The following is a 24,864-nucleotide window of genomic DNA, read 5'->3' as shown; positions in this document are numbered from 1 at the left end:
TGGTGGGCAACTTGTGGAGGACCGGCTCGACGCGCGCGGGAGCCATGCCGTGACTAGGGTCTTTTCCTGTGGCGTACACATTCGACGAGCTCGTGCACAAGCGGCGTGCGGCGGACCTGGCGCAGCGCCGGGTCGAACAGCTGCGGGACGCCTACGGCCCACCCACCCAGCAGCAGTGGACCCCGCGGCAGTCCAGCACCTACGAGACCGCGGTGCGGGCCTGGCGCGACCTCGACCGCGACTGGCGCACCGCGCTGGCCGAGTACGTCAGGGAGCACGGGCAGACGCCGCGCGAGGTCGAGGCGGAGGTCGGCAAGGCGCTGCGGCCGGACGGCGACAACCCCGGCTGATCCCGGCCGGCCCCCACCCCGCCCGCCGCCCGGCGCGGACCCCCATGAGAGAACTGTGCGGCACCGTACGTCAGGTGCCGCAGGTTCGCTCGAGGTCCGTCAGTCCGGAAGGCCCGCAGATGCGTCAGTTCACCGCAGTCGTCAATCCCGCCGCGGGCGGCACCGCCACCCTACACCGGGTGGCCGCGCTGCTGCGCGCGGCGGGCGCCGGGCTGGAGACGGAGCCCAGCCGGGGCCTGGCCCACGCGGGCCGGCTCGCCCGCGACGCCGGGCGGCGCGGCAGAACCGTGCTCGCCGTCGGCGGGGACGGCATCACCGGAGCGGTCGGCGGCGCGCTCAGCGGCACCGGCACCCTGTTCGGCCTGATCCCGGCCGGCCGCGGCAACGACTTCGCGCGCGCCCTCGGCCTCCCCGCCGACCCCGCCGCCCTCGCCCGCCTGCTCCTGCACGGCGCGCCCCGCCCCGTCGACACCGTCGAACTGACCTCGGCCGTCCACCACCGCACCGTCGTGCTGGGCAGCGTCTACGCGGGCGTCGACGCGCTCGCCAACCGGCACGCCAACCGGGCCCGGCTGCTGCGCGGCACCGCCTCCTACTACATTGGCGCGCTGCGCGCCGTGGCCGGCTGGCGCCCGGCCGGCTACCGCGTCACCGTCGACGGCGAGACACACCTGTGCCGCGGGTACACGGTGGTGGCCGCCAACTCCGGCTACTACGGCTCCGGCCGCCGCATCGCCCCCGCCGCCCGGCTGGACGACGGCCTGCTGGACGTCGTCATGATCCGGCACACCCCGCGCCGCCTCTTCTTCGCCCTGATGCGCGAACTGGACGCCGGCACCCACGTGCACCGGCCCCAGGTACGGGTGCTGCGCGGCCGGGAGATACGCATCGAGGCCGACCGGAGCGTGCCCTACGGCGCCGACGGAGAGGTCGACGCCGCGCTGCCGGTCACCGCGCGGGTGCTGCCGGGAGCGCTGCGGGTCCTGTACTGATGCCGCGTCGGACCTGACCGCCGGTGCCGCCCCGGGCGTGGCGGGTCCGGTACTGGCATCCGTACCGGACCCGCCCGCCGGGGCAGGACCTGCTCAGACCTGGGTGGTGAAGCGTTCCCACACCCGGTGGCTGCCCAGCAGCGTGGTGATCTGCTCCAGGGCCGAGGTGCCGGAGGTGGCGAGGACCACGCCCGGCGCGTCGGTGGGCACCCCGGACGCCTCCAGCGCCGCCTCGCCGCCCGCCCAGGCACCGATCGCCTTGCCGTGCCGGAACGCCTCGGACAGCAGCAGCGCCACCCGCGGATCGGTGGTCGCCCCGCCGACCGGCGCCGGGTCGGACTTCGCGTCCCGCGCGGTGTACGCGTCACTGCCCGGCGCGGGCACCCCGGCGATCAGTACGGCGTCGAACTCGACCGACCGCGCCGTCACGAACGTGCGCTGCGGGGTCAGCGCCCCGCCGCCCAGGGGACCGCCGGTGGGCGCGACGACCAGCGGCACCATGCCCGCGGTCAGCACCGCCTCCCGCACCGCCGCGACCCCCTCCAGGTCGTCGCCGCCGGTCACGATGCCGATCATCCGGCCCGCGGTGGGCCAGGTCCCGTGCAACTGGGACAGCGCCGGACTGGGCTGCACGTCGGCCAGTGGCACGGTCGGCTCCGGGGCCGGTAGGCCGAGCCCGGTGGCGACCTGTCGGCACAGGTCCGGGTCGATGTTGGCCAGCACCTGGAGGGTGCGCTCGCGGACCGCCTGCTCGTAGCACTTGCCCAGCTCGAAGGTGTAGGCGCCGACGATGTGCTCCTTCTCCACCGGGCTCATGCTCAGCCAGAACCGGCGCGGCTGGCTGTAGTGGTCCGCGAACGACTCGGGCGCCTCGCGCACCTTGCGGCCCTCCGGCACCCGCACCGGCGCCTCGACGAACGCCCCGGCGTCCGCGCCGGCCGTGAACGGACAGCCGCCGTCCAGGGAGTTGGGCCGGTACGGCGCCACGCCCCGGTGCACCGCCGTCTGGTGCATGCCGTCCCGCAGCATGTCGTTGACCGGCGCGTGCGGCCGGTTGATCGGCAGCTGCGGGAAGTTCGGGCCGCCGAGCCGGGTGATCTGGGTGTCCAGGTACGAGAACAGCCGGCCCGCCAGCAGCGGGTCGTCGGTGATGTCGACACCGGGCACGAGGTGGCCGACGTGGAAGGCGACCTGCTCGGTCTCGGCGAAGTAGTTCGACGGGTTGCGGTTCAGGGTGAGCAGTCCGACCGGCTGCACCGGGGCCAGCTCCTCGGGCACCAGGTTGGTCGGGTCCAGCAGGTCGATGCCCTCGAAGGTCTGCTCCGGGGTGTCGGGGAAGGTCTGGATGCCCAGCTCCCACTGCGGGTACGCGCCCGCCTCGATGGCGTCGGCCAGGTCCCGGCGGTGGAAGTCCGGGTCGACGCCGTTGATCAGCTGCGCCTCGTCCCACACCAGCGAGTGGGTGCCCAGCTTCGGCTTCCAGTGGAACTTCACCAGCGTCGTCTCGCCGGCGGCGTTGACCAGCCGGAAGGTGTGGACGCCGAAGCCCTCCATCATCCGGTAGGAGCGCGGGATGCCCCGGTCGCCCATGAAGAAGATGGTGTGGTGGGTGGCCTCGGGGTGCAGCGAGACGAAGTCCCAGAAGGTGTCGTGCGCGCTCTGCGCCTGCGGGATCTCCCGGTCCGGGTGCGGCTTGACCGAGTGCACGACATCCGGGAACTTGATCGCGTCCTGGATGAAGAACACCGGGATGTTGTTGCCGACCAGGTCGAAGACGCCCTCGCTGGTGTAGAACTTCGTCGCGAAACCGCGGGTGTCGCGCACGGTGTCCGAGGAGCCCCGGGAGCCCGCCACGGTGGAGAACCGGGTGAACACCGGCGTCTCCACGTCCGCCGCGAGGAACGCCGCCTTGGTCACGGAGGCCGCGGTGCCGTAGCTCTGGAACGTGCCGTGCGCGCCCGCGCCCCGGGCGTGGACCACGCGCTCCGGGATGCGCTCGTGGTCGAAGTGCATGATCTTCTCGCGCAGATGGTGGTCCTGGAGGAGCACCGGACCGCGCGGACCTGCCTTGAGCGAGTGGTCGGTGTCGTACAGCCGGGTGCCCTGCGCGTTCGTCAGATAGGCCCCGGACTGCGCCTTGCGCGCCTGGTCCGCGCCGGTCGGCTGCCCGGTCGGCGACACGGTGTCCGGGCCGCTCTGGTCGGGCTTGGGCGGCAGCGGCTCACGGGGCTCGGTGGGCTCGGCCAGGGACGGCGACTCGGGCCCCGGCTTGCCGGGCACACCATCCTCCGGTCCGTCGCCCCGCAGGGCGTCGCTGACCTTGTCGGCTACCCGCTTGAGAGGGTTGGCCTCGCTCATACGTCTCTTCCTCCGATGTCGGCCGGCCGGTCGTTGTCGTCACGGTCGGGGCACGGGTCCCCGGCCGCGCGGCGGGTACCCACGGATGCCGGGATCAGCGCGCCGAAATGACGGCGGCCCGGGTGACGGTGTGTCAGACGATCGTCTCGCCGTCGTGGGTGCCGCCCTGGCACTGCTTGATCCAGCCGCCCTGGCCGTCCCAGAGCACCAGGAACGACCCGCCGCCCCTGAGGCACTCGGTGGCGGTGACGTCGAGGGGAACGCGCGCCGCGACGGCCTGTGCCGACGCGACGGGGCAGGCGAGGACGACGGCCAGCGCCGCGATCAGCGCGCAGGACGACTTGTACATGGCAGCTCCCGGCTCCGGGTGACCCGTGCCGTACCAGCCTCACGGTTCTTGGCCCGGGCCGCGACCGGACACGGGCGGGCGGGGGACCCCCGCCCGCCGGCTCAGCCCGCCTGGTGCGTGACCCGGACCGGATCGAAGCAGACCCGGGTCCGTCCGCCGCCGTCGGCCCAGGTCAGCTCCAGACCCGTGGTGCCGTCCACCGCGCACTCCACGACGGCCGCCGGCAGCGGACCCGGCCCCGGCGCCGCGGTGAGGGCGGCCAGGCAGACGTGCAGCGAGGTGCCCCGCGCCGTGCCGGTGAGGCGGGGCACCTCGGCCCAGCGGGTGCACGCGGTGCCCTGCGGGGCGCGCAGCGGCTCGGCGGCCGGGTCGAAGCCGTGCAGGCCGTGCAGGGACGAGATCAGCGGCTCGTCGGGACCGGTGGCCCACCCGGTCTGGGTGACCCGGGTTCCGGCCGGCGCCCCGCTCACCCGGTGCACCCGCAGTTCGTACGCCCCGACCGCCACGGTCACACTGTCCACCCGCAGCCCCGGCACCATCGGGGGCCCGCCCGCGAAGACCGGCCGGTGCCAGGACGCCGCCCAGCCCCAGCCGTCGCCGTGCCCGGCGCCCAGCGGGTGCAGACGCCGACGCACGCTCGGCCGGCCGGCCACCTCGACCGAGAGGTGGTTGTCGGCGGCGTTCCCGGGCGCCGTCGGCCCGGTCCGGGTCGAGTACGCCTGCCGCCCGTAGTGCGGGTCGTCCCCGGCCGCCGACTCGCCCTCGTGCGACCGGACATGGTCACTGCCGTGGTTGTGCAGCCGTACGATCCCGTCCGCGCGGGTCGCCTGCACCAGCAGCCCGGGGGCGGGCAGGGACAGCACCCGGTCGGCTGTCTCCACCGGCGCCGGTTCCTCGGTCGCCGTCCACAGCGGATGGCCGGCGGGCGCCAGCAGCGCCACGAAAACCTTCGACGCCCAGTAGGGGGAGGCGGGGCCGGAGTAGGACTGGAGGACGGCGTCGTGCGGGCCGTGCCAGCCGAGGCTCAGCAGCCCGTCGTCGGTGAGCGCGCCCCGGTCCAGGAAGTACCGCAGGCTGCCGCTGGCCAGCCGCCGGGAGACGCCCGGCGTGAGCGGGGTGTGCCCGGTCAGCGCGCCCAGGCCGACCGCCGCCGACGCGGCGAAACGGTACGTCAGGGACCGGCCGAAGTGCAGCGGCGCCCCGTCCCCGCCGAACAGCAGCGCGAAGCCGGCGAGGTGCTCGCGCAACCGCTCGCCGTACCGGGCGCCGGCCGCCGGGTCGCCGCCGAGGTGGGCGTCGAGCACCGGGTACAGGTGCAGCGCCCAGCCGTTGTAGTGGTCGAAGGCGCGGCCGTCGCCGTCCGCGTACCAGCCGCCGCCCCGGTACCAGCCCTCCAGCAGCTCCAGCGCCCGGTCCCGGACGGCCGCCGTCTCGGCGTCACCGCGCCCGACCGACTCCAGGAAACCGGCGACCGTGTAGGGGAACAGGTACCAGTTGTTGGGGGCCGGGGTGTGCCGCAGCGCCCCGCGCAGCCACTCCTCCGCCTGGTCCTGGACGCCGGCGTCGAGGTGCTGCCACAGCCAGGGCGCGGTCAGCCGCAGCCCCAGCGCTACCGAGGCCGACTCGACCATCGGCTGGCCCTGCACGTCGTGGTCGAGGATCAGCGGCCAGGACTCGGTGTCGTCCCGGCCGGGGGTGCGGGTGCCGGCGGCGAGGCCCTCGGCGTAGCGGTCCAGCCAGCCGTGCGGGTCGGCGCCGCCCGCGCCCGCCACCCGGAACGCGGCGGCCAGGAACGTCCGGGCGTAGCCCTCCAGACCGTCCGAGCGGGTCCCCGACCGGGACGGCCGCCCCGGCAGGTCGAGCAGGGCGCCGCCCGGGGTGCGCCACCGCCAGGCGGCGGCCAGCAGCCCGTCGGCCACCGCCTCCCAGTGGGCGCGGGTGTACCCGGTGTACGGGCTCAACGCCCGCTCTTCGGCGGGCAGTTCGAAGGGAATGCTCATGCCAGGAAGGCCAGCCTTTCGCGTCGTACGGGATGGCGGAAGCCCGCGCCGGACGCCCAGTGCGCGATCTCGGCGAGGGCCAGGTCGGCCAGCCGCCGCCACTCGTTGCCGACCGAGCCGGCCAGGTGCGGGGTGATCAGGGCGTTCTCGCAGTCCCACAGGGGGTGGTCGGGCGGCAGCGGCTCGGGGTCGGTGACGTCCAGGACGGCCCGGACGCGGCCCGCCCGCACCGCGTCGGTCAGCGCGTCCTGGTCGACCACCGGACCCCGGGAGGTGTTGATGAGCACGGCGTCGTCCGGCATCGAGTCGATCAGCGCCCGGCTCACCAGGCCCCGGGTCTCGGGCAGCAGCGGGGTGTGCACGCTGACGGTGTCGCAGCGGGCGAACAGCTCTGCCAACTCGACGCGTTCGGCGCCCAGTTCGGCCGCGTCGGCGTCCGACACGTACGGGTCGTGCAGCAGCACCTCCAGGTCGTGCGGGCGCAGCAGGTCGATGACGCGGCGGCCGATCAGGGAGGCGGAGAGGACGCCGACGGTGCGGCGGTGGTTGCCGACGGTGCGCGGGGTGCGCAGCCAGTCGTCGCGCCGCCGGGTGGCGCGGTAGGCGCGGGCCTGTTCCAGCGCCCGCTTGCCGGTGAGCAGGATCATGCCGAGGGTGTACTCGGCCACCGGCACCGCGTTGGCCGCGGCGGCCGAGGACACCTCGACACCACGCTGCCAGCAGGCGTCGGTGACATGGCCGCGGACGCTGCCCGCGGTGTGCGCCACCGCCCGCAGCCGGGGCGCCGCCGCCAGCACCCCGGCGTCCAGCGGCGGGCAGCCCCAGCCGGTGACCAGCAGGTCGACGCCGGCCAGCACGGACCTGGCGCGCGGGGTGGACAGGTCGTCCAGGACGGGGAAGGGGGCGAGGTCGCAGAGCGTACGGAGGGTGGCGAGGGACTCCGGGTCGAGGACGGCCTCGGCGGCGGCCGGGGACATGGCCACGGCCGCGCGGGGCCGGAAGCCGGGACCAGGGACGTGCGGGCTCACTTGACGGCTCCGGCGGTCAGTCCGCTGCGCCAGAAACGCTGGAGCAGCACGAAGGCGAGGATGAGGGGAACGACGGCCAGCAGCGACCCCATGATCACCACGGGGTAGTACTCCGGCGACACCGAGGCGGAACTGTTCCACTGGTACAGGCCGAGGCTGACCGGATACAGGTCCTGGTTCGACAGCATCACCATCGGCAGGAAGAAGTTGTTCCAGATCGCGGTGAGCTGGAAGAGGAACACGGTGACCAGCCCCGGACCGAGCATCCTGAGCGCCACCCGGGCGTACGTGGTCAGCTCGCCGGCGCCGTCCACCCGGGCCGCCTCCAGCACCTCGTCGGGGACGTAGCCCCGGCTGAAGATCCGGCCCAGGTACACCCCGAACGGGTTGAACAGCACCGGGATGAACACCGCCCAGAAGGTGTTCACCAGGCCCGCTTCGGAGGCCATCAGATACAGCGGCAGCGCCAGCACCGTCTGCGGCACCATGACCGCCGCCAGCACCAGCCCGAACAGCTTCTCCTTGTGCCGGAAGCGGTACTTGTCGAAGGCGTACCCGCAGGCCACGCTCACCAGCGCGCCGGCGGCGGCGCCCAGCACCGCGTACAGCAGGCTGTTGAGGTACCAGCGGCCGTACAGCCCGCCGTCCATCGCGAACAGGTCCTGGATGTTGCGGACGAAGGAGAAGTCGCCGAACGACAGCAGGTCGCTGCTGAACAGCGCGTCCCGGTTCTTGGTGGAGGCCAGTAGCAGCCACAGCACCGGCAGCAGGGTGTAGAGGACGGAGACGGCGACGACCACGTTGACCGTGAGCCGCCCCAGCAGACGGGTGCTCATCGGGCCTCCTCGGCGGCGTCGGCGCGGCTGGTGAAGCGGGTGACGCCGTAGGACAGGGCGATGGTGCAGGCCAGCAGGACCACCGAAGCGGCCGCCGCCAGGCTGTAGTTGGTGCGGTTGAAGGCCGCGTCGTAGATGTACATGCTCGGCGAGAACCGGGAGTTGATCATCGGGGAGGACTGGCTGAGCAGCATCGGCTCGGTGAACAGCTGGAGCGCCCAGATCAGGGTGAAGATGGCCACCATCACGATGGAGGCGCGCACCAGCGGGGTCTTGACCTGGAGCGCGGTGCGCACCGGCCCGGCGCCGTCCACCACGGCCGCCTCGATCACCTCGCGCGGCACGGCCTGCAGGGCGGCGTAGAAGACCACCATGTTGTAGCCGAGGTTGCTCCACAGGGCGATGTTCACGATCGACGGGATCACCGTGTGCACGCCGAGGAAGTCGATGGTGAGGTCGGCGCGGGCGAACAGGTCGATGACCGGGCTGATGCCCGGCGTGTACAGGTACAGCCAGATCAGCGCCGCGATGATGCCGGGCACCGCGTGCGGCAGGAAGAGGCCGAGCTGGGCGAAGGCGCGCAGCCGGGCCACCCCGGAGTCCAGCAGCAGGGCGAGGGCGAGCGCGCCGACGACCATCAACGGAAGGTAGAGCAGGCAGTACAGCGCGACCGTGCCGAGCCCACCGAGGAAGGTCGGGTCGGTCAGGACGGCCGCGTAGGAGCGCAGGCCGACGAAGACCGTGCGCTCGGGACCGAAGCCCAGGCCGGGCTGGTCGTCGCTGTAGAAGCTGAGGTAGACGGCGGTGCCGACCGGGATCAGGAAGACGGTCAGCAGCAGGGCGAAGAACGGCGTCATGAGCACGCCGCAGGCGGCCAGCCGGCGGCGCTGGGCCGCCTTGCGGGCGCGCAGCCCGGCGGCGGACGGGGTGGCGGCGCGGGGGGTGCCGGCCGGCACCCGTTCGTGGGTGGTCGCGGTCATGGGTGTCACCTGCCTTTCGGCGGCTCAGGTGCTGTGCTGGGTGGTGGACAGGCCCAGGGCCAAAAGGTCCGGCATGGTGCCGTCCTGCGCGCTGCGCAGTGACTCGACGAGGCTGCCCTGACCGCCGCCGACCCGCGCGAACGAGTCCTGCATGACCTTCTGGGTGGCGGTCATCCGGGGCCCCCACACCCACTGTTCGCCGATCTTCTCGGCCTCCCGCTCGAACAGGGCGTAGATGTCCTGCCCGCCGTAGTACGACCGGTCGAACGCCTCCCGGCCGACGGCGACCAGGTCGGGCGCGGCCGGGTACTGGCTGCTGGTGCCGCTGGAGAGGCGGGCGCGCAGCGCGTCCGGGTGGGAGACCTGCCAGGCGATGAACTCCATCGCGGCCTCGGGGTGCCGGCTGTCCTTGGTGACGGCGAAGGTGGACCCGCCGTGGGTGCCGGCCGAGGGGCGGGCGGGGTCCCACTGCGGCAGCGGCGCGATCCGCCACTGCCCCTTCTGCCCGGGCCGGGCGTTCATCTGCGCCCCCGCGTCCCAGGCCCCGCTGAGCCGGGTCAGCACCAGCCCGTCGCCGATCTGCGCGTCCGACTGCCGGCTCTCCACGGCGTTCATGAACACGTCGCCGGCGTCGATCAGCCGCTGCCAGTAGGCGGCGACCCGCCGGGACGGGGCGTCGGCGAGCGAGACGTTCCAGGCGCCGCCCGAGGTGTCGAACCACTGGGCGCCCGCCTGCCAGGCGTACGCGGCGAACTGGGTCATCCCGTCGGTCGGGAACAGCACCAGCCGCCGGTCGGCCGCCTGCTGCCGCACCAGGCGCGCCTGCGCCGCGAACTCGTCCCAGGTACGCGGGACTTCGAGCCCGTACCGGTCGAACAGGTCGGTCCGGTAGTGCAGCACCATCGGCTCTATGTCCAGCGGCACGCTGAACACCCGGCCCTCGAAGGTGGTCAGCCCGAGCGCCTGCGGCAGCAGCTTGCGGCGCAGCCGGTCGTCGACCAGACCGGTGATGTCCCGGGCCACCCCGTCGATGGCGTACCCGGGTACCTGGGGGTACTCCAGGGTGGCGACGTCGGGGGCGTTGCCGGCCCGGGCGGCGTTGCTGAGTTTGGCGTAGCCGCCCTGCCCGCCGGAGGGGATCTGCTGGAAATCGACCTGGATGCGGTCGTGGGTGCGGTTGAACGCGTCGACCACCTCCTGGCTGCCGCGCAGCGCGGACCAGAAGGTGATGCGCGTGGTTCTGCTCGTGCCGCTCGACCGACTGCCGTCACTGCCGCCGCTACAGGCGCCCACGGCTCCTGTCAGCGGCACTGCGGCCATCGCGGCGAGCACGGATCGACGACTGTGTCGACCGGGCATGGCGCCTCCCGCGGCTCCTGCGTGTCGTCGTCCACGACACGACTCTTCGGGACACGGGAATCCTGAACGCCACGGCTCAAACGGTCAATAGATCGATCAGAAGAAAGTGAAACGCTCAAACGATCGGTCCGGGGTTGTCAGCCCAGGGCCGGTCCAGGGTCGGTCAGCCGTCGGGTCGAGCCGCGCACGGTCAGCTGGGGCAGCAGTTCGACCCGCTGGGCCGGCCGTCCCGGCTCCGTGCGCAGCCGGTGCAGCAGCAGCTCCGCGGCCACCCGCCCGACCTCCCCCTTGGGCGGCGACACGGCTGTCAACGGCGGCGTGCCGAGCCCGGCCACCACGTCGTCGTACGCCACCACCGAGCAGTCCTCCGGCACCCGCACCCCCTCCTCGGCCAGTCGCTGCACGATCATCAGCGCGTCCTCGTCGCCGTGTCCGACCAGCGCGGTCGCGCCGGTCTTGCGCAGCAGCGCCGGCACCTCGCCCGTCTCGTCCGCCGGGTACGGCCCCTCCTGCCCGGCCCCCGGCGCGCTCAGCGTCCACGCCCACTCCTCGACCAGCGGATGCGCGTCGGCTATCTCGGTGAACGCGGCCCGCAGTGTGCGCGCGGTCGGACTGTCCTCCCGGGACGCGAACACGATCCGCCGATGCCCGAGCCCCACCAGGTGCTCCACGGCCAGATGCGCGCCGTACCAGTGGTCCGAGCAGACCGAGTCCAGCGCGTGCGCCGGGCTGCCCGGCCGCGGGCGCCGCTCCATGAGCACCGTCGGCACCTCCAGCGCGGCCAGCCAGCCGTGGTCGGCGGCCTCGTGCGCCCGGCCGAGCCAGCGGGGCGCGATCAGCAGCCCCCGGGCGCCGTCCGCGAGCGCCCGCTCCACCAACGGCCGCTCGGCGCCCGCCGCGCGGGCCGCGATGTGCAGGGCGAAGGGCACCCCGGCCGCCTCCAGCACCGTCCGGGCGCCGTGCAGCACCTCCGCCAGATACGCGTGCCGCTCCGGCACCACCAGCGCCACCCGGCCCCCGTCCCGCACCTCGGCGGCCGGCTCCTCGGCGGTCTCGGCGGACCGCACCACACCGTGGCCGCGCCGCAGACCGCCCTGCCGGGTCAGCTCCTCCACGTCCCGGCGCACCGTCACCACCGAGACCCGCAGCTCCTCGGCGAGATCCCGCACCCGCGCGGTGCCACGCGCCCGGACCGCCGCCATGATCCGCTGCCGCCTGACTTCGACCGGCTCCCGCACCTGGGCCTCCCCACCCACCCGAGCCTCACCCGAGAATGTTCGTTTGAGCGTTTTGGCTCATCATAGCGATCAGAGGGTGCGGGGGAGGGTGGGGGAGAGAGGGGGAGGGGGAGAGGGGGAGGGGGAGAGGGAGATCAGGGCTCGGGGTCGGCGAGCAGCGGGCCCAGCGGGCCCAGGTCGAGGTTGAGGTCGGCGCGGGTCAGCCCGTGTCGTTCGCACAGGTCGTCCATGCGCTGGTCGAGCAGCATCAGGGCGGTGCCGAGCCGGTCCTCCTGCTCCGCGCTCAGCGTCCCCTCGTCGAAGCGCCGCACGGCCTGCCGCTCCATCAGCTGCCGCAGCAGTTCGACGACGGTCAGCACCAGGGCGGCCAGGTCGTTGCCGACCCGGTCCGGGTCCAGGTCCAGGGTGCGGTCGCGCGGCGCGGTCACAGCGGCCCGCTGTCCGGCCAGGGGGACGGCACCCGCTCGTTCACCGACGACAGCAGGGCGTGCAGCGAGACCCGCACCAGCGGTACGTCGGCGATGGCCAGCACCAGGTCGCCGCTGACCACCACGCCGGTCGCCAGCACCCGGTCCAGCAGGTCGACCAGGGGGACACCGAGCGGCGCGTACTGGTCGGGGCCGTTCCACGGCACATGGGTCAGGCCGGGCTCGCGGACGTCCGGGGCGGTCATGACCGCACCGCCTCCGGTGCGCTCTCCCGGTCGTCCCGCGTGAAGTCACATGTGGGGTCTCCCGCGGAGTCCCATGTGGCGAAGGAGTACGGGATCCAGGGCCCGGACGCGCTCAGCTCGACGCCCGCGGCCCCGCCGTCCGCGCGGAGCCGGGACAGTGCCGCGGTGAAGCCGGTGCGGCGGGCGTCGTCCACCAGGTAGGCGGCGTTGAGGAGCTGGGGTGCGCGGCGGCCGGTCAGCTGTTCGCTCTGCGGACGGTGCCGGGTGGCGGCGACGGCGTACCGCCGCAGCTCCGTGTCGACGGCCTCCGCACCGGCGGCCGCCCGGCCGCGGCTGTCCTGCCGGATCCGGCGGCGGGCGCTGGCCCGGCTGAGGTAGGAGCGGCCGTCGACGCCGTCGGGTGCCGGGTCCGCAGGCCCGTCAGCCTCGGCGGCGTGCACCTTGACCGCCCACTCCGTACGCCCCCGGAGCCGGTCGAGGAGCGCGCCGAGTTCCGCCGCGCGGGAGGTGACGGCCGTCGCGGCGCTGTGGTCGGTGCGGTAGAGCGTGGCCAGCGGCAGCGGCACGACGGGGCCGGTACGGGCGGCGGCCTCGACGCCCCGGTGGTGGGCGCGGGCGCAGTCCTCGAGGTCGGCGGGCCGGTTGAGCCGTTCGGTGAGGGCGGCTTCGTCGAACGACGCGGCGGGGACGTCCTGCACGACCAGGTACAGGTCCCCGGCGGGCAGCACCCGCAGCGGGCCGCCCTCGGCGTGGCCGGGTGTCGCGGCCAGCACGTCGGCGGGCGGCGGCGTACGGGTGACGGCGAAGGCGCACACGACACGGCCGGGCGCGGACAAGTGGCTCACCGGGCCTCCTCCAAGGTGTCCTCGGCACTCTCCTCCAAGGCGTCCAACCGGGCCCGCAGCCGCGCGTTCTCCTCGGCGAGCGCGTCGTGCGCGGCCCGCGAGGACAGCGCCGGGTCCGTCTCCCACCAGTCGATGCCGGCCTTCTTCGCGGTGTCCACCGAGGCGATGAACAGCCGCAGCCGGATGGTGAGCAGTTCGATGTCCAGCAGATCGATCTTGATGTCGCCGGCGATGACGATGCCCTTGTCCAGGACCCGTTCCAGCAGGTCGGCGAGGTTGCCGGTGACGGGGGCATAGGGCTGCGGCTCGGGGCCGCCGGGGTACCGGTGGTCGAGGTCGGTCACCGCGGGTCCCTCACAGGGCCGTCGTCCTCGTCGCTCTCAACATCCTCGTCGCTCTCAACATCCTCGTCCTCGTCCTCGTCCTCGTCGTCTTCCTCTTCGTCGTACTCGTCGTCCTCGTAGTCGTCGTAACCGTCCTCGTCCTGCTCCGCGCTCTCGTCCTCCAGCACCTCCTCATGGGTCCGGACCACCTCCCCGTCGCGGATCTCGCCGCGCCAGCCCTCCACCTCCTCGTCCCCCCGGAGGGTGACGTGCCGGGCGAAGTGCTTCAGGTCGAGGCGCAGCCGGCGCCCCTGGGCGCGCCACAGGTTGCCGGTCTTCTCGAAGAAGCCCGCCGGGTAGTACTCGACGACCACCACGATCCGGGTCAGGGCCGGCGCGAGGGCGTGGAAGGTGACGACACCGGTGGTACTGCCCTTGGCGCCCTCGGAGGTCCACACGATCCGCTCGTCGGGGATCTGCTCCTGGACGGTCGCCTTCCAACTGCGGGCGGACGGGCCGACCTTGACGTTCCAGTCGGAGGTGGTGTCGTCGGTGCGGTTGACGCCTCGGACGCCCTTGGTGAAGTCGCTGAAGTCCTCGAAGCGCGTCCAGTGGTCGTAGACGGTGCGCAGCGGCACGCCGACGTCGACGGTCTCCATGATGTGCGTGGCCTTGACGCTGCCGCGCGGCCCGCCGTCCTGGGAGCCACCGCCGCCGCCCTTGCCCTCGGCGACGTCGGTCAGCCGGCCGGTGAGGTCCTTGACCCGCTCGCCGGCCCGGTCGGTGAGGCCGGAACCCTTGGCGGAGAGATAACCGCCGAGGGCCTCCTTGAGGTTGCCGAGTGCCTGGTTCGCCGTCATCGTCGGCCACCTCCCCGCGGCTGACGCCGGGCCGGCGCGGCCGCCTTCTTGGCGGTCTGGGCGGTCTGGGCGGCCTTGGCGGTCTTGCGAGGCGGTTCGTCCTCGTCACAGGTCTCCTCCGGGTCCCCGTCCTCGTACCCGTCCCCGTGCCCGTCCTCGTACCCGTCCTCGTCCCGGCGGCCCGCGCCGTCGAGCGTGTCGGTGCGCTCGCGCAGCGCGTCGGCGAACCGGTCCAGCCGGCGGCTCGCGGCGGCGGTGACCGCCGCGCGCCCGGCGGTCAGCAGCTCGCCGCGCACCTGGTCCGACAACTCCTGGAACTGCGGGACCTGTTGCAGCCGGCCCAGCCCTTGAGACAGCACCTGCCCCGGCGCGAGGCCGAGCCGCCGTCCCGTGAGGTAGGAGCCGACGGCGAAGGCCAGCTTCGCCTTCTTCGTGCGGCCCATGAGGTAGCCGCCGGCCACGGCCGCCGCCAGCGCCGCCCTGTTGTCGCTCATACGTGCCTTCCCTGCGTTCGCGTTCGCCGGTCTCTGGTCGTGCGCGGCCCGGTCCGGCGTTCGAGGAGCGTGAGCAGGCGCTCCTCCTCCCGCTCGAAGGCCGCCTCGTCGATGTCGCCCGCCTCCAGCGCGCGGTTGAGCGCCGCCAGCCGCGCCTGCAGGGCACGCGGGTCGTCGTGCTGCCGCCGGGCCTCGGCCAGCAGGTGGTCGGCGATCCACACCGTGCCGCGCACCGGGGCCAGCGGCAGCAGCAACAGGCCGCTCACCAGTCCCATCCCGTCACCGCCCGGCCGGCGCGGGACGCGCGTCGACGAAGCTGTAGCAGGGCAGCGGCCCGGTCACGCCGAGCGCCAGCCGGTCCCCGCAGGCGCGGGCCCGCGCGGCCGCCTCCCGCCGGAAACGCGGCTCGTCGGCGGCGCGCACCAGGAACGACGTACTGAGCACCCGTTCGTCGTCCAGCGGGCCCGGTGCGGTGCGCACGGCCAGCGGCGTCAGCCGGTCCAGCACGTCCCGGGCCGCGCGCCGCGCCTCGCGGCGGACAGCCTGGGCGAGCGCCTCGCCGAGCCGCACGTTGGCCTCGTAGTCCGGCCGGCGCCGGGTCCGCAGCGCCAGCGAACGGAGGTTCTCGTCCCGGCGCACCAGCTCGGCGAGGCAGTCGGACACCACCGTGCCCTTGACGTTCATCTCGACGCAGCCGGCGATCGCCTCCAGTTGACGCCTCAAGTGGTCGCCCTCGGTACGCAGTTGGGTGCGCAGCGCGGCCGGCTCGGGGGTGAGGACGGCGAACCGCATGGGCAGTACGGGCCCCTGCGCGGCCAGTTCGTCCAGTACCGCCTGATGGGCCATCAGGTCGCGGCGCCGGGCCCGGGGCCGCTCGGGGGCCGGCGAGACGGCCGCGCAGAGCCCGGACTCGGTCAGCAGTCCCACCGGGGCGCCGTCCACGCCGGCCGTGCGCGGGGCGCGGACGCCGGCGGCGGTGATGCCGTAGACGTAGAGGGTGCCCAGGCCCGGGGCGGCGGTGGGCGCGGTCGCTGTCACGGTCACTCGTCCTCCGGCGTCGGGCGGCGGCGGGGGCGCGGCCGGTCGCCGCCGTGGCGGGACTCCGGGGACCGGCCGGTGCGGCGGTGCTGCCGGGCCGCGCTCCGCTCCCGGCCGGACGGCCGCGGCTCGTCGTCGTCCCGGTCGTCCCGGTCGTCCCTTGCATCACGGTCGTCGGGGGACAGGACGTCGCGGACCTTGTCGGTCAGCGAGCGGGCCGTCCGCTTCGCGCCGGTCCGGCCGACCGCCTTGGCCACCGGCCCGCCGAACAGCTCGGGCACCGTCTTGGAGCGCACGTCGTGCTCCAGGTCCAGCCGGTTGCACGCCTCCGCGAACCGCAGATACGTGTCGACGCTCGCGACCACGATCCGCGCGTCCACCTTGAGGATCTCGATGCCGACGAGCGAGACCCGCACGAAGACGTCGATCACCATCCCGCGGTCGAGGATGAGTTCCAGCACGTCGTAGAGGGTGCCGGCGCGGGGCGCGCAGACGACCTCGTCTTCGTAGGTGCTCGTGATCATGCGACGGTCCTTCCGCAAGCGGGCCTCGGGGGCGGCCCGTCACTGGTCCTGGGCGCCCCGCCGGTAGCGGGCGATCCGGCGGTACTGGAGCAGTTCGCCCGCCGGGTCCAGTTCGACCTCGTAGGTGGCGAGCAGGCTGGTGGTGTCGGGGATGCGCGCGAGTTCCAGGACGTCCACGTTGACGATCCAGCCGTCGTCCTCGCTACGGCGCACCGCGGAGACGCCCTCCAGCCGGTGCTGGACGAGTGCGGCCAGTCCGTCGGCGGCGCGCCGGGCGGCGTCCCCGGCCCCGCGCACGGCGCGCCGCCGCTCGGTGGTGGACGTGGTGCCGCGCCTGCGCTCGCCGGGTGCTGTCATGCTGACCACTCTGGCCGCGCCCGGCGGCGGGCGCGTGCGCAGTTACCCCATCCGGGCGCCGGGGCCGCGCCGCAGCCGTGCGCGGCCGGGCGGGGAGGCCTGTGTCCTTCAGGCGCGTGCGCGGCCGGGCGGGGAGGCCTGTGTCCTTCAGGCGCGTGCGCGGCCGGGCGGGGAGGCCTGTGTCCTTCAGGCGCGTGCCCGGTCGTGTGGGGAGGCCTGTGTCCTTCAGGCGCGTGCCCCTCGTGCCGGAAGCCCTGTGCCTCAGCCGCGCACCCGGCCCCGTGTCCTCAGCCGCGCACCCGGCAGTGCAGGAAGAGCTGCGGTTCCGGCACCGCGTCCGGGTGCTCGGGTGTGAACAGCAGCTCCTCCTGGTCCAGGACCTCCAGACCGGCCCCCTCCAGCACGGCCGTCAGGTCCGCCGCGGCGAAACTGGTCACCCGTACGGGCTGCCCCATGAAGACGCCCTCGACGCCCTCCACGTCCAGCGGCACGGTGGCCAGCACCAGGTACCCGCCCGGCTTCAGCGCCCGCGTCAGCCGCCGGACCACGTCCCGCTGCTCGGCCCGGTCCATCTGGAGCAGCGCGAAGTACACGCAGACCGCGTGGAAGGAGCCGTCCGTGAGCGGCAGGTCGCGGATGTCGGCGCACCGGAAGGCGGCGGCGGGGACCTGCCGGGCGGCCAGTTCGACCATGACGGGGGAGATGTCCACCCCCAGCACCTCGTGGCCCGCCCGCACCAGGGTCTCGGCCGTGGGCCGTCCCGTCCCGCTGCCCACGTCCAGCACCCGGCTGCCGGGCGCGAGCCGCCCGAGCAGCCGGTCCAGTGACCGCCGGTGGGCCTCGGAACCGGCGAACGCCTTCTCGTAGGCGCCGCCCAGCGCGTCGAAGACGGCGGCGGCCCGCGCCCGCTGCGGCTCGTCGGTCACGGTCGGCCCCTTCGGTGGTCGGTGCCGGGCATCGTGCCACCGGCGCGGACCACCGACAAGTACCGGCCGGGCCCGGGGTCCCCGCAGCGGGGGTGAGGCGTGACCGGCCCCGCCCCGGCGCACCACGGCCTCAGCGCCCCCGCGCCCCGTCCAGCGCCAGCTCCACGAGCCCCGCCACCAGCGCCTCGTCCAGCGGCGCCCCGCTGAGCAGCACCCGTACGAACAGCGGCCCGCTCACCGCCTCGATCAGCAGCCCGGCGTCCGTGCCGGGGGCCAGCTCGCCGCGCTCCACACCGCGTCGGACCATCACCACGGCGCGGTCCAGCCGGTCCCGCCAGTAGGGGCCGCGCCGGTCGTCCAGCGTGTCGTCCCGCTCCACGCTCAGCCGGAGCAGCGCCTGCCCCTCGGGGGTGGCGAGCAGCCGGGCCAGCCGGGAGAAGAAGACCAGCAGGTCGTCCCGGATCCGCCCGGTGTCGGGAATCGGCAGCGCGGAGTCCAGCCCCGTGGTCAACGCGTCGAAGATCAGGTTCTCGCGGGTCCCCCAGCGCCGGTAGACCGACGTCTCGTGCACCCCGGCCGCGCGGGCCACCGCGGCCACCGTCGCACCCGCCAGCCCTTCCCTCGACAGCAGCTCCACCGCCGCGGCCAGCACCGCCTGCCGCATCGGCTCCCCGCGACGGCGCAACGGCGGGGCGGCGGACGGCGGGGAATCCTTCGGCGGGGTCATCGACCCAGCCTAAAGCAACTCGACTTGCGATGGGTGTACGGTTAACGCAAGACGACCTGCGATAAGTGCGGGGTCGCCGCCGCACCGAGGAGGTCCTGTCATGGAGCGGATGCTCGCCGCCCGTCTGCACGTCCCGAGCCGCGCCCTGCGGCTGGAGGAGGTGCCCCGCCCCCAGCCCGGCCCCGGTGAGGTACTGGTCAAGGTCGAGGCGGCCGGGGTCTGCCTCTCCGACGTCCACCTCATCGACGGCACCCTCACCCCGCTGTTCCTCCGGGGCGACACCGTCACCCTCGGCCACGAGGTGTCCGGCACCATCGCCGAGACCGGCCAGGGCGTCACCGCCTGGACACCGGGACAGCGTGTGGTCCTGTACGCCGGCGAGGTGCGCGACGGCGTCACCTACACCCGGGGCGTCGACTACGACGGCGGCTGGGCCGAGTACGCCCTGTCCACGGCCGACGCCCTGACCCTGCTGCCCGACGCCATCCCCTTCGACCAGGGCGCGATCATCCCCGACGCGGTGTCCACGCCGTGGGGCGCGATCACCGAGACCGGCGCGGTCCGGCCCGCCGAGGCGGTCGGCGTCTGGGGCGTCGGCGGACTCGGCGTGCACGCCGTGCGGTTGCTGCGCGCCGTCGGCGCCTGCCCGGTCGTCGCCGTCGACCCCAACCCCGTCGCCCGCGACCGCGCCCTCGCGGCCGGCGCCGATCTGGTCCTCGACTCCGCCGACCCGGGCCTGCGGGAGGCCGTCGGCCGGGCGACCGGCGGGGCCGGGATCGCCGCCGCCTTCGACTTCGCGGGCGTGCCCGCGGTGCGCGAGCAGGCCCTCTCCGTCCTCGCCCCCAAGGGGCGGCTGGTCCTGGCCGGCCTGACCGACAAGCCGCTCACCGTCGCCGACGGCACCCGCTTCAGCTACCTCCAGCAGCGCATCCTCGGCCACTACGGCTCCGACATGCCGGTGGCGCTGCCGCAGTTGCTGCGGCTGATCGAGGGCGGCCGGCTGGACTTCTCCGAGTCCATCAGCGGCGTACTGCCGCTGGCCGAGGCCGCCGCGGCGGTCGCCCGGCTGGAGCGGAAGGAAGGCAACCCGATCCGGCTGATCCTGCGCCCCTGACCCGCCGGGTCCCTAACGCCGCGCCCTGTCGAACACCCGCGTCGAACACGCCACCGCGGCAGCGGAACTGGCGCAAACGAACATTGCGGCTGTGTTTCCCAGGGCGCAGCCTGTGCATTGGGAGCGCTCCCACACGCGCTCCCGTGCTCGATCCTCCATCGGCCCCACCCGGAAAGAGGAGATCACGGCCATGACCCGGACCCGCACTTGTCATGAACCCAACAGTTTGCGAGGTGGGCGCCGCCGCGTCCTGACCCTCGTCCTCAGCGCGCTCGCCGCGGCCCTGCTCGCGCTCGTCCCCTGGAGCGGCACCGCCGTCGCGCACGGCTCCGTCATCGACCCCGCCTCCCGCAACTACGGCTGCTGGCTGCGCTGGGGCAGCGACTTCCAGAACCCGGCCATGGCCGACGAGGACCCCATGTGCTGGCAGGCGTGGCAGGCCGACCCGAACGCCATGTGGAACTGGAACGGCCTGTACCGCAACGGCTCCGCCGGCAACTTCCAGGCGGTCGTCCCGGACGGCCAGTTGTGCAGCGGCGGCCGGACCGAGGGCGGCCGGTACAACGCGCTGGACGCGGTGGGCGCCTGGAAGACCACGGACATCGCGACCGACGACTTCACCGTCCACCTGTACGACCAGGCGAGCCACGGCGCGGACTACTTCCTCGTCTACGTCACCCGGCAGGGCTTCGACCCCGCCACCCAGCCGCTGACCTGGAGCGACCTCCAACTGGTCGCCCAGACCGGCAGCTACGGGCCCGCCAACAACTACGACATCCCGGTCAGCACCTCGGGCCTGAGCGGCCGGCACGTCGTCTACACCATCTGGCAGGCGTCGCACATGGACCAGACGTACTTCCTGTGCAGTGACGTGAACTTCACCTGAGCCGCACCGCCTCGGCGGCGGGGCCGTACACGATCCGGCGCAGTTGTGCCGGAAAGCCACGGCCCCGCCCACGCGTTGCGCTATACGTCCAGCATGGACGACGACCACCTGGACGACTACTACGACCTCGGCACGCACGGCCGGCCCGTGACGACCACGTCGGCGCGGGCCCAGACCTGGTTCGACCGGGGCCTGGTGTGGACGTACGCCTTCCACCACGAGGAGGCCATCGCCTGCTTCGAGGCCGCCGCCGCGGCCGACCCGGACTGCGCGATGGCCCACTGGGGCATCGCCTACGCGCTCGGGCCGAACTACAACAAGCCCTGGGAGGCGTTCGACGAGCGCGAGCTGGCGCTGACCGTCGAGCGGACCCACGCCGCCGTGGAACGCGCCCATCGGAAGGCCGCCGCCGCGACCCCCGTCGAACGCGCCCTGATCGGCGCCCTGCGCGCCCGCTACCCGCGCCCCGAGGCGGTCGCGGACTGCTCGGTGTGGAACGTCCCGTACGCCGACGCCATGCGCGCCGTCCACGAACTCGCCCCCGACGACCTGGACGTCGCCGCCCTCTACGCCGACGCCCTGATGAACCTGACCCCCTGGCAGCTGTGGGACCTGCGCACCGGCCGCCCCGCCGAGGGCGCCCGCACCCCGCAGGCCAAGGCGGTCCTGGAGCGCGCCCTCGCCACCGGGGCCGGCCGCGACCACCCGGGCGTCGTGCACTTCTACGTCCACCTGATGGAGATGTCCCCCGCCCCCGAGGCGGCCCTGACCGTCGCCGACCGACTGCGCCACCTGGTCCCCGACGCCGGGCACCTGCTGCACATGCCCTCGCACCTGGAGGTCCTGTGCGGCGACTACCGGCGGGTGCTCTCCGACAACACCGCGGCGATCGCCGCCGACGAGAAGTACCGGGCCCGGGCCGGGGCGATGAACTTCTACACCCTGTACCGGTCGCACGACTACCACTTCAAGATCTACGGCGCGATGTTCCTCGGCCGCCTCCAGGACGCGCTGGAGACCACGGCCCGCTTGGAGGAGTCGATCCCGGAAGACCTGCTGCGGGTGCCGAGCCCGCCGATGGCCGACTGGCTGGAGGGCTTCCTCGCCCTGCGGACGCACGTACTGATCCGGTTCGGCCGCTGGGCGGACATCCTCGCCCTGCCGCTGCCCGCCGACCCGCGCCTGTACTGCGTCACGACCGCGACGCTGCGCTACGCGCGCGGGATCGCACTGTCCGCCACCGGCCGCATCACCGAGGCGGAACACGAACGCGAGCTGTTCCGCGCGGCCGTCGCCGCGGTCCCCGCCTCCCGCACCCTCTTCAACAACACCTGCGCCGACCTGTTCGCCGTCGCCGCCGCCATGCTCGACGGCGAACTGGCGTACCGCAAGGGCGACTACGAGGCCGCCTTCGCCGCCCTGCGGCGCTCCGTCGAACTCGACGACAGCCTGCCCTACGACGAACCGTGGGGCTGGATGCAGCCCACCCGGCACGCCTACGGCGCGCTGCTCCTGGAACAGGGCCGGGTCGCGGAGGCCGAGGCGGTCTACCGGGCCGACCTGGGCCTGGACGACACCCTGCCGCGCGCCCTCCAGCACCCCGGCAACGTCTGGGCGCTGCACGGACTGCACGAGTGCCTGGTGCGGCTCGGCAAGGACGGCGAGGCCCGGATCATCGCCCAGCAGCTCAGAACGGCGGCCGCGCTGGCGGACGTACCGGTCGAGGCGTCCTGCCTCTGCCGCCTGGACCGGCACTCCTGCTGCGCCTGACGGCCCCCGTCAGCCGTCGAGGGCGTCCTTCACGTCCCCGAGGTCGACGAACTTGAAGTTGGTGACGGCGGTGTCGCCGTCACCGGGAGCGTCATGACCGTCCTGCACGACCAGCAGCCCGCGCGGATACCGCGACCCCAGCTGCTGGTCGAGCACCGCCGCCCCGTCGCACTCCTCGGACCCGTCCAGCGCGGCCGAGGCGGCGGTGACCCGGAACCCGCCCGCGTACTCGTTGCCCTCGCCGGTCTCGCGGTCGTACGCGGCGAAGGTGTCGTCACCCTGGCTGGAGGCGAGCAGGTAACCGTCCCCGTCCCGCTCCTGGAGCAGCGTCAGTCCCTCCACGTCGGCGGAGATCCGGGTGCCGCCGTAGCCGGGGTCGGCGCCCGCGACGCACTCCTCGGTGGCCTCGTCGTAGCGGCCCGGCACGCCGTACTCCCGGACCTTGTCCAGCAGCCGGGGGGTGCCGGTGAGGTCGGCGCGCAGCCGCCAGATGCCGACGTCCTCCTGACCGGCGTACAGCACACCGTTCGCGGGGTCGACGACCATGCCCTCGACCTGGGGGAGTTCGCCCGGCTCCGCGCACGGTGACCAGGAGGTGCCGTCGGGCAGCCGGAAGGCGGACGGCAGGTCCAGGGTGCGGACCTCGCGGTAGCCGACGCGGCCCGCGGCGGCCGGGATCAGTTCCAGCAGGGCGAGCGTGGTGCGCTCGCGGCGGCTGACCAGGGCGTAGGACCGGCCGGTCGAGCGGTCGGTCCAGGTGGCCAGGCCGTACGCGGTGCGCTCCTCGTTGATCTCGGCCTGGTCGGCGGCGAAGACCGGCGCGGCGGCCGGGTCGGTGACGTCGGTGAGCGGGCCGCCGGGCGCGGCCGGGTCGACGCGGTAGATCCGCAGCCGGTCGTTGCCGCGGTCGGTGGTCACCGCCAGGTCCGCCCGGCCCCGGCCGAGCCGCACGCCCGGCACGAGGTCGACGTTGTTGAACCGGCCGGGGGCGTCCTCGGGCGTCGGTCCGGCCGGCGCCGCGACCGACTGCACCAGCCGCGCGTCGAGGCCGTAGACCCGCAGCCCGCCCTCCTTCGCCGTGGCGATGACCAGGCTGCGGTCCGGGTCGGCCGCGTCCCGCCAGATCGCGGGGTCGTCCGCGTCGGCGTTGCCGCCGGCCTCGTCGTCGCTCAGCGGGGCCGTCTCGGCGCGCGGGTGCACGGTCGGCAGGGCCGCGGCCCGGTCCTGCCGCGCGACGGCCGCAGTGGCCGGAAGGACGGCGACGGCCGCGGTCAGGACAGCGACGGCCAGCCGTCCGAAGGGGTGCCTCACCGGTACTCCTCGTAAGTCGGAGACATGACAACACGGTACGTTGGGCGATCTTGGTGGGGCAGGGGGTCGGCCGGACGTTCTCCCGGTGACGGGACGGTGTCCGCCGGGGGAACGGAAACCGCCCCGCCGCGGCGTCTATACGATGGCGGCTCGGAAAACGGACGGCGGCGGAGAGGAGACGGACCGTGGCGGATCACCCGCGTCCCCGCAGGGGGCAGGGCGAACTGGAGGCGCTGGTGCTGACGGCGCTCAGTGAGGCGGACGGCCCGGCGACGGCCGGGTGGGTGCAGGAGCGGCTCGGCGGCGGCCTCGCCTACACGACCGTGATCACGATCCTGACCCGGCTGCTGGACAAGGGCGCGGTCACCCGGGAACGGGCCGGCCGCTCCTTCGCCTGGACGCCCGCCGCGGACCAGGCCGGCCTGGCCGCCCGCAAGATGCGCAAGGTGCTGGACGGCGAGAGCGACCGCGAGGCCGTCCTGGCCAGCTTCGTCACCGGCCTCGACCCGGACGACGAGCGGCTGCTGCGCGATCTGCTGGAGCACCCCCGCGCCGCGGACGAAGGGGAAGACTGACGCCTGATGGGCCTCTTCGTCTTTCTCCCGCTGGTCCTGCCGCTGACCGCCTGGCCCATCGCGCGGCTGGCCGAACAGCACCTGCACCCGCGCACCGCGACCCGGCTGCTCACCGCCGTCGCCGCGGTGATGGCCCTGTGCAGCACCGTGTGCCTGGCGCTGGTGATGGTGGTCGGCACCGCGCAATTGCCCGGCAACCCGCTGCCGGACGGCTGGTCCGACCCCGAGGTGCGGGCCGCCGTCCCCTACGACGACGTGGCCGGCAAGGCGGCGATCCCGGCGCTGTGCCTGGTCCTCGCGGCCTGCGGCCGGGCGCTGTGGCGGCACCGCCGGGTACGCCGCCGCGCCCACGGCGCGCTCGCCGGCCTGCCCGGCACCTCGGTGGCCGTGCTGCCGGACGACGTCCCCTACGCCTACGCGCTGCCCGGCGGCCGGCGCGACCGGGTGGTGGTCACCACCGCCCTGCTGGACCGCCTCGAACCCGCCGAGCGCCGGGCGCTGTTCGCCCACGAACGGGCCCATCTGTCCGGCCGGCACCACCGCTTCCTGCTCGCCGTCCGGCTCGCCGCGCTGGCCAACCCGTTCCTGCGGCCACTGCGCACCGCGGTGGCCTACACCGCCGAGCGGTGGGCCGACGAGGAGGCCGCCCGGGTCACCGGCAACCGCCGCGCGGTGGCCACCGCCATCGGCAAGGCGGCCCTGGTCTCCCGCGGCACCCCGGTCGCCACCCTGGCCGGTCTGGCCGCGCCCGGCCCGGTACCGCGCCGGGTCGCCGCCCTGCTCGGCCCCGCCCCGGCGGCCCGCCGCCGCCCCTCGGTCTTCACCTCGGTGGGCCTGGCGGCCTGGGCCGCCGCCGCGGGCACCGCCGCGTCGGTGATGTCGTCGGCGAACGCGACGGTGACCATGTTCCTGATCTTCCGGGCGGCGTTCTGACGAGAGCCGGCCGCGCTC

Annotated in this window: 28 protein-coding genes; 7 read left to right on the top strand and 21 right to left on the bottom strand. The window is 74.2% G+C overall.

Translation table 11 applies throughout. The features are described from left to right. Positions 1-68: 68 nt before the first annotated feature. Together ACTT8P_RS03115 and ACTT8P_RS03110 are read left to right on the top strand one after the other, a co-directional pair. Positions 69-350, top strand: coding sequence for a hypothetical protein (locus tag ACTT8P_RS03115; RefSeq protein ID WP_442829946.1), 282 nt, complete (start codon positions 69-71; stop codon positions 348-350). A 119-nt stretch (positions 351-469) separates the two neighbouring features. Next, entirely contained in the window at positions 470-1,342 is an 873-nt protein-coding gene (locus ACTT8P_RS03110) for a diacylglycerol/lipid kinase family protein (RefSeq protein WP_442829945.1), read from the top strand. A 93-nt stretch (positions 1,343-1,435) separates the two neighbouring features. Here ACTT8P_RS03110 and ACTT8P_RS03105 read toward each other — a convergent pair whose 3' ends face one another. The 20 genes from ACTT8P_RS03105 to ACTT8P_RS03010 form a co-directional block, all read right to left on the bottom strand. Continuing rightward, the gene (locus ACTT8P_RS03105; RefSeq protein ID WP_442829944.1) at positions 1,436-3,700 is read right to left on the bottom strand and encodes a catalase; all 2,265 of its coding nucleotides are present in this window, start codon (positions 3,698-3,700) and stop codon (positions 1,436-1,438) included. 133 nt (positions 3,701-3,833) lie between these two features. After that, positions 3,834-4,049, bottom strand: coding sequence for a hypothetical protein (locus ACTT8P_RS03100; RefSeq protein ID WP_442829943.1), 216 nt, complete (start codon positions 4,047-4,049; stop codon positions 3,834-3,836). 101 nt (positions 4,050-4,150) lie between these two features. After that, positions 4,151-6,049 carry a DUF2264 domain-containing protein gene (locus ACTT8P_RS03095; protein ID WP_442829942.1) on the bottom strand — a complete coding sequence of 633 codons (1,899 nt, stop codon included), beginning with the start codon at positions 6,047-6,049 and terminating at the stop codon, positions 4,151-4,153. Next, on the bottom strand, positions 6,046-7,026 hold the full coding sequence (locus ACTT8P_RS03090) for a hydroxyacid dehydrogenase (RefSeq protein WP_442830032.1): 981 nt from the start codon (positions 7,024-7,026) through the stop codon (positions 6,046-6,048). Before ACTT8P_RS03090 ends, ACTT8P_RS03095 begins: the two co-directional genes overlap by 4 nt. A gap of 47 nt (positions 7,027-7,073) precedes the next feature. Beyond that, positions 7,074-7,913: a carbohydrate ABC transporter permease gene (locus ACTT8P_RS03085; RefSeq protein ID WP_442829941.1), complete on the bottom strand. Its 840-nt coding sequence runs from the start codon at positions 7,911-7,913 to the stop codon at positions 7,074-7,076. After that, positions 7,910-8,893 carry a carbohydrate ABC transporter permease gene (locus ACTT8P_RS03080; RefSeq protein WP_442829940.1) on the bottom strand — a complete coding sequence of 328 codons (984 nt, stop codon included), beginning with the start codon at positions 8,891-8,893 and terminating at the stop codon, positions 7,910-7,912. The genes ACTT8P_RS03085 and ACTT8P_RS03080 overlap by 4 nt, the downstream gene beginning before the upstream one ends. Before the next feature lie 24 nt (positions 8,894-8,917). Next, positions 8,918-10,252 (bottom strand): ABC transporter substrate-binding protein, encoded by a 1,335-nt coding sequence (locus ACTT8P_RS03075; protein ID WP_442829939.1) that lies wholly within the window; start codon positions 10,250-10,252, stop codon positions 8,918-8,920. A gap of 137 nt (positions 10,253-10,389) precedes the next feature. Next, on the bottom strand, positions 10,390-11,490 hold the full coding sequence (locus ACTT8P_RS03070; RefSeq protein ID WP_442829938.1) for a substrate-binding domain-containing protein: 1,101 nt from the start codon (positions 11,488-11,490) through the stop codon (positions 10,390-10,392). 134 nt (positions 11,491-11,624) lie between these two features. Continuing rightward, positions 11,625-11,918: a gas vesicle protein K gene (locus ACTT8P_RS03065; protein WP_361171884.1), complete on the bottom strand. Its 294-nt coding sequence runs from the start codon at positions 11,916-11,918 to the stop codon at positions 11,625-11,627. Continuing rightward, positions 11,915-12,163, bottom strand: coding sequence for a gas vesicle protein (locus ACTT8P_RS03060; RefSeq protein ID WP_442829937.1), 249 nt, complete (start codon positions 12,161-12,163; stop codon positions 11,915-11,917). The genes ACTT8P_RS03065 and ACTT8P_RS03060 overlap by 4 nt, the downstream gene beginning before the upstream one ends. Next, on the bottom strand, positions 12,160-13,008 hold the full coding sequence (locus ACTT8P_RS03055; RefSeq protein ID WP_442829936.1) for a GvpL/GvpF family gas vesicle protein: 849 nt from the start codon (positions 13,006-13,008) through the stop codon (positions 12,160-12,162). The genes ACTT8P_RS03060 and ACTT8P_RS03055 overlap by 4 nt, the downstream gene beginning before the upstream one ends. Beyond that, a complete protein-coding gene (locus tag ACTT8P_RS03050) occupies positions 13,005-13,352 on the bottom strand; it encodes a gas vesicle protein (protein ID WP_442829935.1) in 348 nt (115 codons plus the stop codon). The genes ACTT8P_RS03055 and ACTT8P_RS03050 overlap by 4 nt, the downstream gene beginning before the upstream one ends. Further along, positions 13,349-14,191, bottom strand: a complete 843-nt coding sequence (locus tag ACTT8P_RS03045) for an SRPBCC family protein (RefSeq protein WP_442829934.1) — start codon at positions 14,189-14,191, stop codon at positions 13,349-13,351. Before ACTT8P_RS03045 ends, ACTT8P_RS03050 begins: the two co-directional genes overlap by 4 nt. Continuing rightward, positions 14,188-14,685, bottom strand: coding sequence for a hypothetical protein (locus ACTT8P_RS03040; RefSeq protein WP_442829933.1), 498 nt, complete (start codon positions 14,683-14,685; stop codon positions 14,188-14,190). The genes ACTT8P_RS03045 and ACTT8P_RS03040 overlap by 4 nt, the downstream gene beginning before the upstream one ends. Further along, positions 14,682-14,960 (bottom strand): gas vesicle protein GvpG, encoded by a 279-nt coding sequence (locus ACTT8P_RS03035; RefSeq protein WP_442829932.1) that lies wholly within the window; start codon positions 14,958-14,960, stop codon positions 14,682-14,684. Before ACTT8P_RS03035 ends, ACTT8P_RS03040 begins: the two co-directional genes overlap by 4 nt. 4 nt (positions 14,961-14,964) lie before the next feature. Then, positions 14,965-15,729 (bottom strand): GvpL/GvpF family gas vesicle protein, encoded by a 765-nt coding sequence (locus tag ACTT8P_RS03030; protein ID WP_442829931.1) that lies wholly within the window; start codon positions 15,727-15,729, stop codon positions 14,965-14,967. Beyond that, positions 15,726-16,247: a gas vesicle structural protein GvpA gene (locus ACTT8P_RS03025; protein ID WP_442829930.1), complete on the bottom strand. Its 522-nt coding sequence runs from the start codon at positions 16,245-16,247 to the stop codon at positions 15,726-15,728. The genes ACTT8P_RS03030 and ACTT8P_RS03025 overlap by 4 nt, the downstream gene beginning before the upstream one ends. 39 nt (positions 16,248-16,286) lie before the next feature. Further along, positions 16,287-16,604, bottom strand: coding sequence for a gas vesicle protein (locus tag ACTT8P_RS03020; RefSeq protein ID WP_442829929.1), 318 nt, complete (start codon positions 16,602-16,604; stop codon positions 16,287-16,289). Positions 16,605-16,891: 287 nt separating this feature from the next. Beyond that, positions 16,892-17,530, bottom strand: coding sequence for a class I SAM-dependent methyltransferase (locus ACTT8P_RS03015; protein WP_442829928.1), 639 nt, complete (start codon positions 17,528-17,530; stop codon positions 16,892-16,894). 130 nt (positions 17,531-17,660) lie between these two features. Next, entirely contained in the window at positions 17,661-18,194 is a 534-nt protein-coding gene (locus tag ACTT8P_RS03010) for a TetR-like C-terminal domain-containing protein (protein ID WP_442830031.1), read from the bottom strand. A 163-nt stretch (positions 18,195-18,357) separates the two neighbouring features. Here ACTT8P_RS03010 and ACTT8P_RS03005 point away from each other — a divergent pair, with 163 nt between their 5' ends. From ACTT8P_RS03005 to ACTT8P_RS02995, 3 genes are all read left to right on the top strand, one after another. Continuing rightward, positions 18,358-19,371, top strand: a complete 1,014-nt coding sequence (locus ACTT8P_RS03005) for a zinc-binding dehydrogenase (RefSeq protein ID WP_442829927.1) — start codon at positions 18,358-18,360, stop codon at positions 19,369-19,371. A gap of 190 nt (positions 19,372-19,561) precedes the next feature. Further along, on the top strand, positions 19,562-20,257 hold the full coding sequence (locus tag ACTT8P_RS03000) for a lytic polysaccharide monooxygenase auxiliary activity family 9 protein (protein WP_442829926.1): 696 nt from the start codon (positions 19,562-19,564) through the stop codon (positions 20,255-20,257). 93 nt (positions 20,258-20,350) lie between these two features. Next, positions 20,351-22,027, top strand: a complete 1,677-nt coding sequence (locus tag ACTT8P_RS02995; RefSeq protein WP_442829925.1) for a hypothetical protein — start codon at positions 20,351-20,353, stop codon at positions 22,025-22,027. Positions 22,028-22,036: 9 nt separating this feature from the next. Here the strand turns inward: ACTT8P_RS02995 and ACTT8P_RS02990 are convergent, their stop codons facing one another. Further along, a complete protein-coding gene (locus ACTT8P_RS02990; RefSeq protein ID WP_442829924.1) occupies positions 22,037-23,338 on the bottom strand; it encodes a phytase in 1,302 nt (433 codons plus the stop codon). Between the two features lie 185 nt (positions 23,339-23,523). Between ACTT8P_RS02990 and ACTT8P_RS02985 the strand changes: the two genes are divergently transcribed. Both ACTT8P_RS02985 and ACTT8P_RS02980 read left to right on the top strand, forming a co-directional pair. Then, positions 23,524-23,913 carry a BlaI/MecI/CopY family transcriptional regulator gene (locus ACTT8P_RS02985; protein WP_442829923.1) on the top strand — a complete coding sequence of 130 codons (390 nt, stop codon included), beginning with the start codon at positions 23,524-23,526 and terminating at the stop codon, positions 23,911-23,913. A gap of 6 nt (positions 23,914-23,919) precedes the next feature. Next, complete coding sequence (locus tag ACTT8P_RS02980) at positions 23,920-24,846, top strand: M56 family metallopeptidase (RefSeq protein ID WP_442829922.1); 927 nt, start codon at positions 23,920-23,922, stop codon at positions 24,844-24,846. The last annotated feature ends 18 nt before the right edge of the window (positions 24,847-24,864 follow it).

This window comes from Streptomyces sp. JW3, assembly GCF_052216785.1.
Taxonomy (GTDB): domain Bacteria; phylum Actinomycetota; class Actinomycetes; order Streptomycetales; family Streptomycetaceae; genus Streptomyces.
Note: the sequence above shows the minus strand (reverse complement) of the source record. Positions and strands in the feature narration are given on the sequence as shown.

Bases quoted from the DNA above. Each gene is read 5' to 3' on its own strand.
- ACTT8P_RS03110 (WP_442829945.1), top strand. From the start codon at position 470: ATGCGTCAGTTCACCGCAGTCGTCAATCCCGCCGCGGGCGGCACCGCC.
- ACTT8P_RS03105 (WP_442829944.1), bottom strand. From the start codon at position 3,700: ATGAGCGAGGCCAACCCTCTCAAGCGGGTAGCCGACAAGGTCAGCGAC.
- ACTT8P_RS03100 (WP_442829943.1), bottom strand. From the start codon at position 4,049: ATGTACAAGTCGTCCTGCGCGCTGATCGCGGCGCTGGCCGTCGTCCTC.
- ACTT8P_RS03095 (WP_442829942.1), bottom strand. From the start codon at position 6,049: ATGAGCATTCCCTTCGAACTGCCCGCCGAAGAGCGGGCGTTGAGCCCG.
- ACTT8P_RS03090 (WP_442830032.1), bottom strand. From the start codon at position 7,026: ATGTCCCCGGCCGCCGCCGAGGCCGTCCTCGACCCGGAGTCCCTCGCC.
- ACTT8P_RS03085 (WP_442829941.1), bottom strand. From the start codon at position 7,913: ATGAGCACCCGTCTGCTGGGGCGGCTCACGGTCAACGTGGTCGTCGCC.
- ACTT8P_RS03080 (WP_442829940.1), bottom strand. From the start codon at position 8,893: ATGACCGCGACCACCCACGAACGGGTGCCGGCCGGCACCCCCCGCGCC.
- ACTT8P_RS03075 (WP_442829939.1), bottom strand. From the start codon at position 10,252: ATGCCCGGTCGACACAGTCGTCGATCCGTGCTCGCCGCGATGGCCGCA.
- ACTT8P_RS03060 (WP_442829937.1), bottom strand. From the start codon at position 12,163: ATGACCGCCCCGGACGTCCGCGAGCCCGGCCTGACCCATGTGCCGTGG.
- ACTT8P_RS03045 (WP_442829934.1), bottom strand. From the start codon at position 14,191: ATGACGGCGAACCAGGCACTCGGCAACCTCAAGGAGGCCCTCGGCGGT.
- ACTT8P_RS03040 (WP_442829933.1), bottom strand. From the start codon at position 14,685: ATGAGCGACAACAGGGCGGCGCTGGCGGCGGCCGTGGCCGGCGGCTAC.
- ACTT8P_RS03035 (WP_442829932.1), bottom strand. From the start codon at position 14,960: ATGGGACTGGTGAGCGGCCTGTTGCTGCTGCCGCTGGCCCCGGTGCGC.
- ACTT8P_RS03025 (WP_442829930.1), bottom strand. From the start codon at position 16,247: ATGATCACGAGCACCTACGAAGACGAGGTCGTCTGCGCGCCCCGCGCC.
- ACTT8P_RS03020 (WP_442829929.1), bottom strand. From the start codon at position 16,604: ATGACAGCACCCGGCGAGCGCAGGCGCGGCACCACGTCCACCACCGAG.
- ACTT8P_RS03010 (WP_442830031.1), bottom strand. From the start codon at position 18,194: ATGCGGCAGGCGGTGCTGGCCGCGGCGGTGGAGCTGCTGTCGAGGGAA.
- ACTT8P_RS03005 (WP_442829927.1), top strand. From the start codon at position 18,358: ATGGAGCGGATGCTCGCCGCCCGTCTGCACGTCCCGAGCCGCGCCCTG.
- ACTT8P_RS03000 (WP_442829926.1), top strand. From the start codon at position 19,562: ATGACCCGGACCCGCACTTGTCATGAACCCAACAGTTTGCGAGGTGGG.
- ACTT8P_RS02995 (WP_442829925.1), top strand. From the start codon at position 20,351: ATGGACGACGACCACCTGGACGACTACTACGACCTCGGCACGCACGGC.
- ACTT8P_RS02980 (WP_442829922.1), top strand. From the start codon at position 23,920: ATGGGCCTCTTCGTCTTTCTCCCGCTGGTCCTGCCGCTGACCGCCTGG.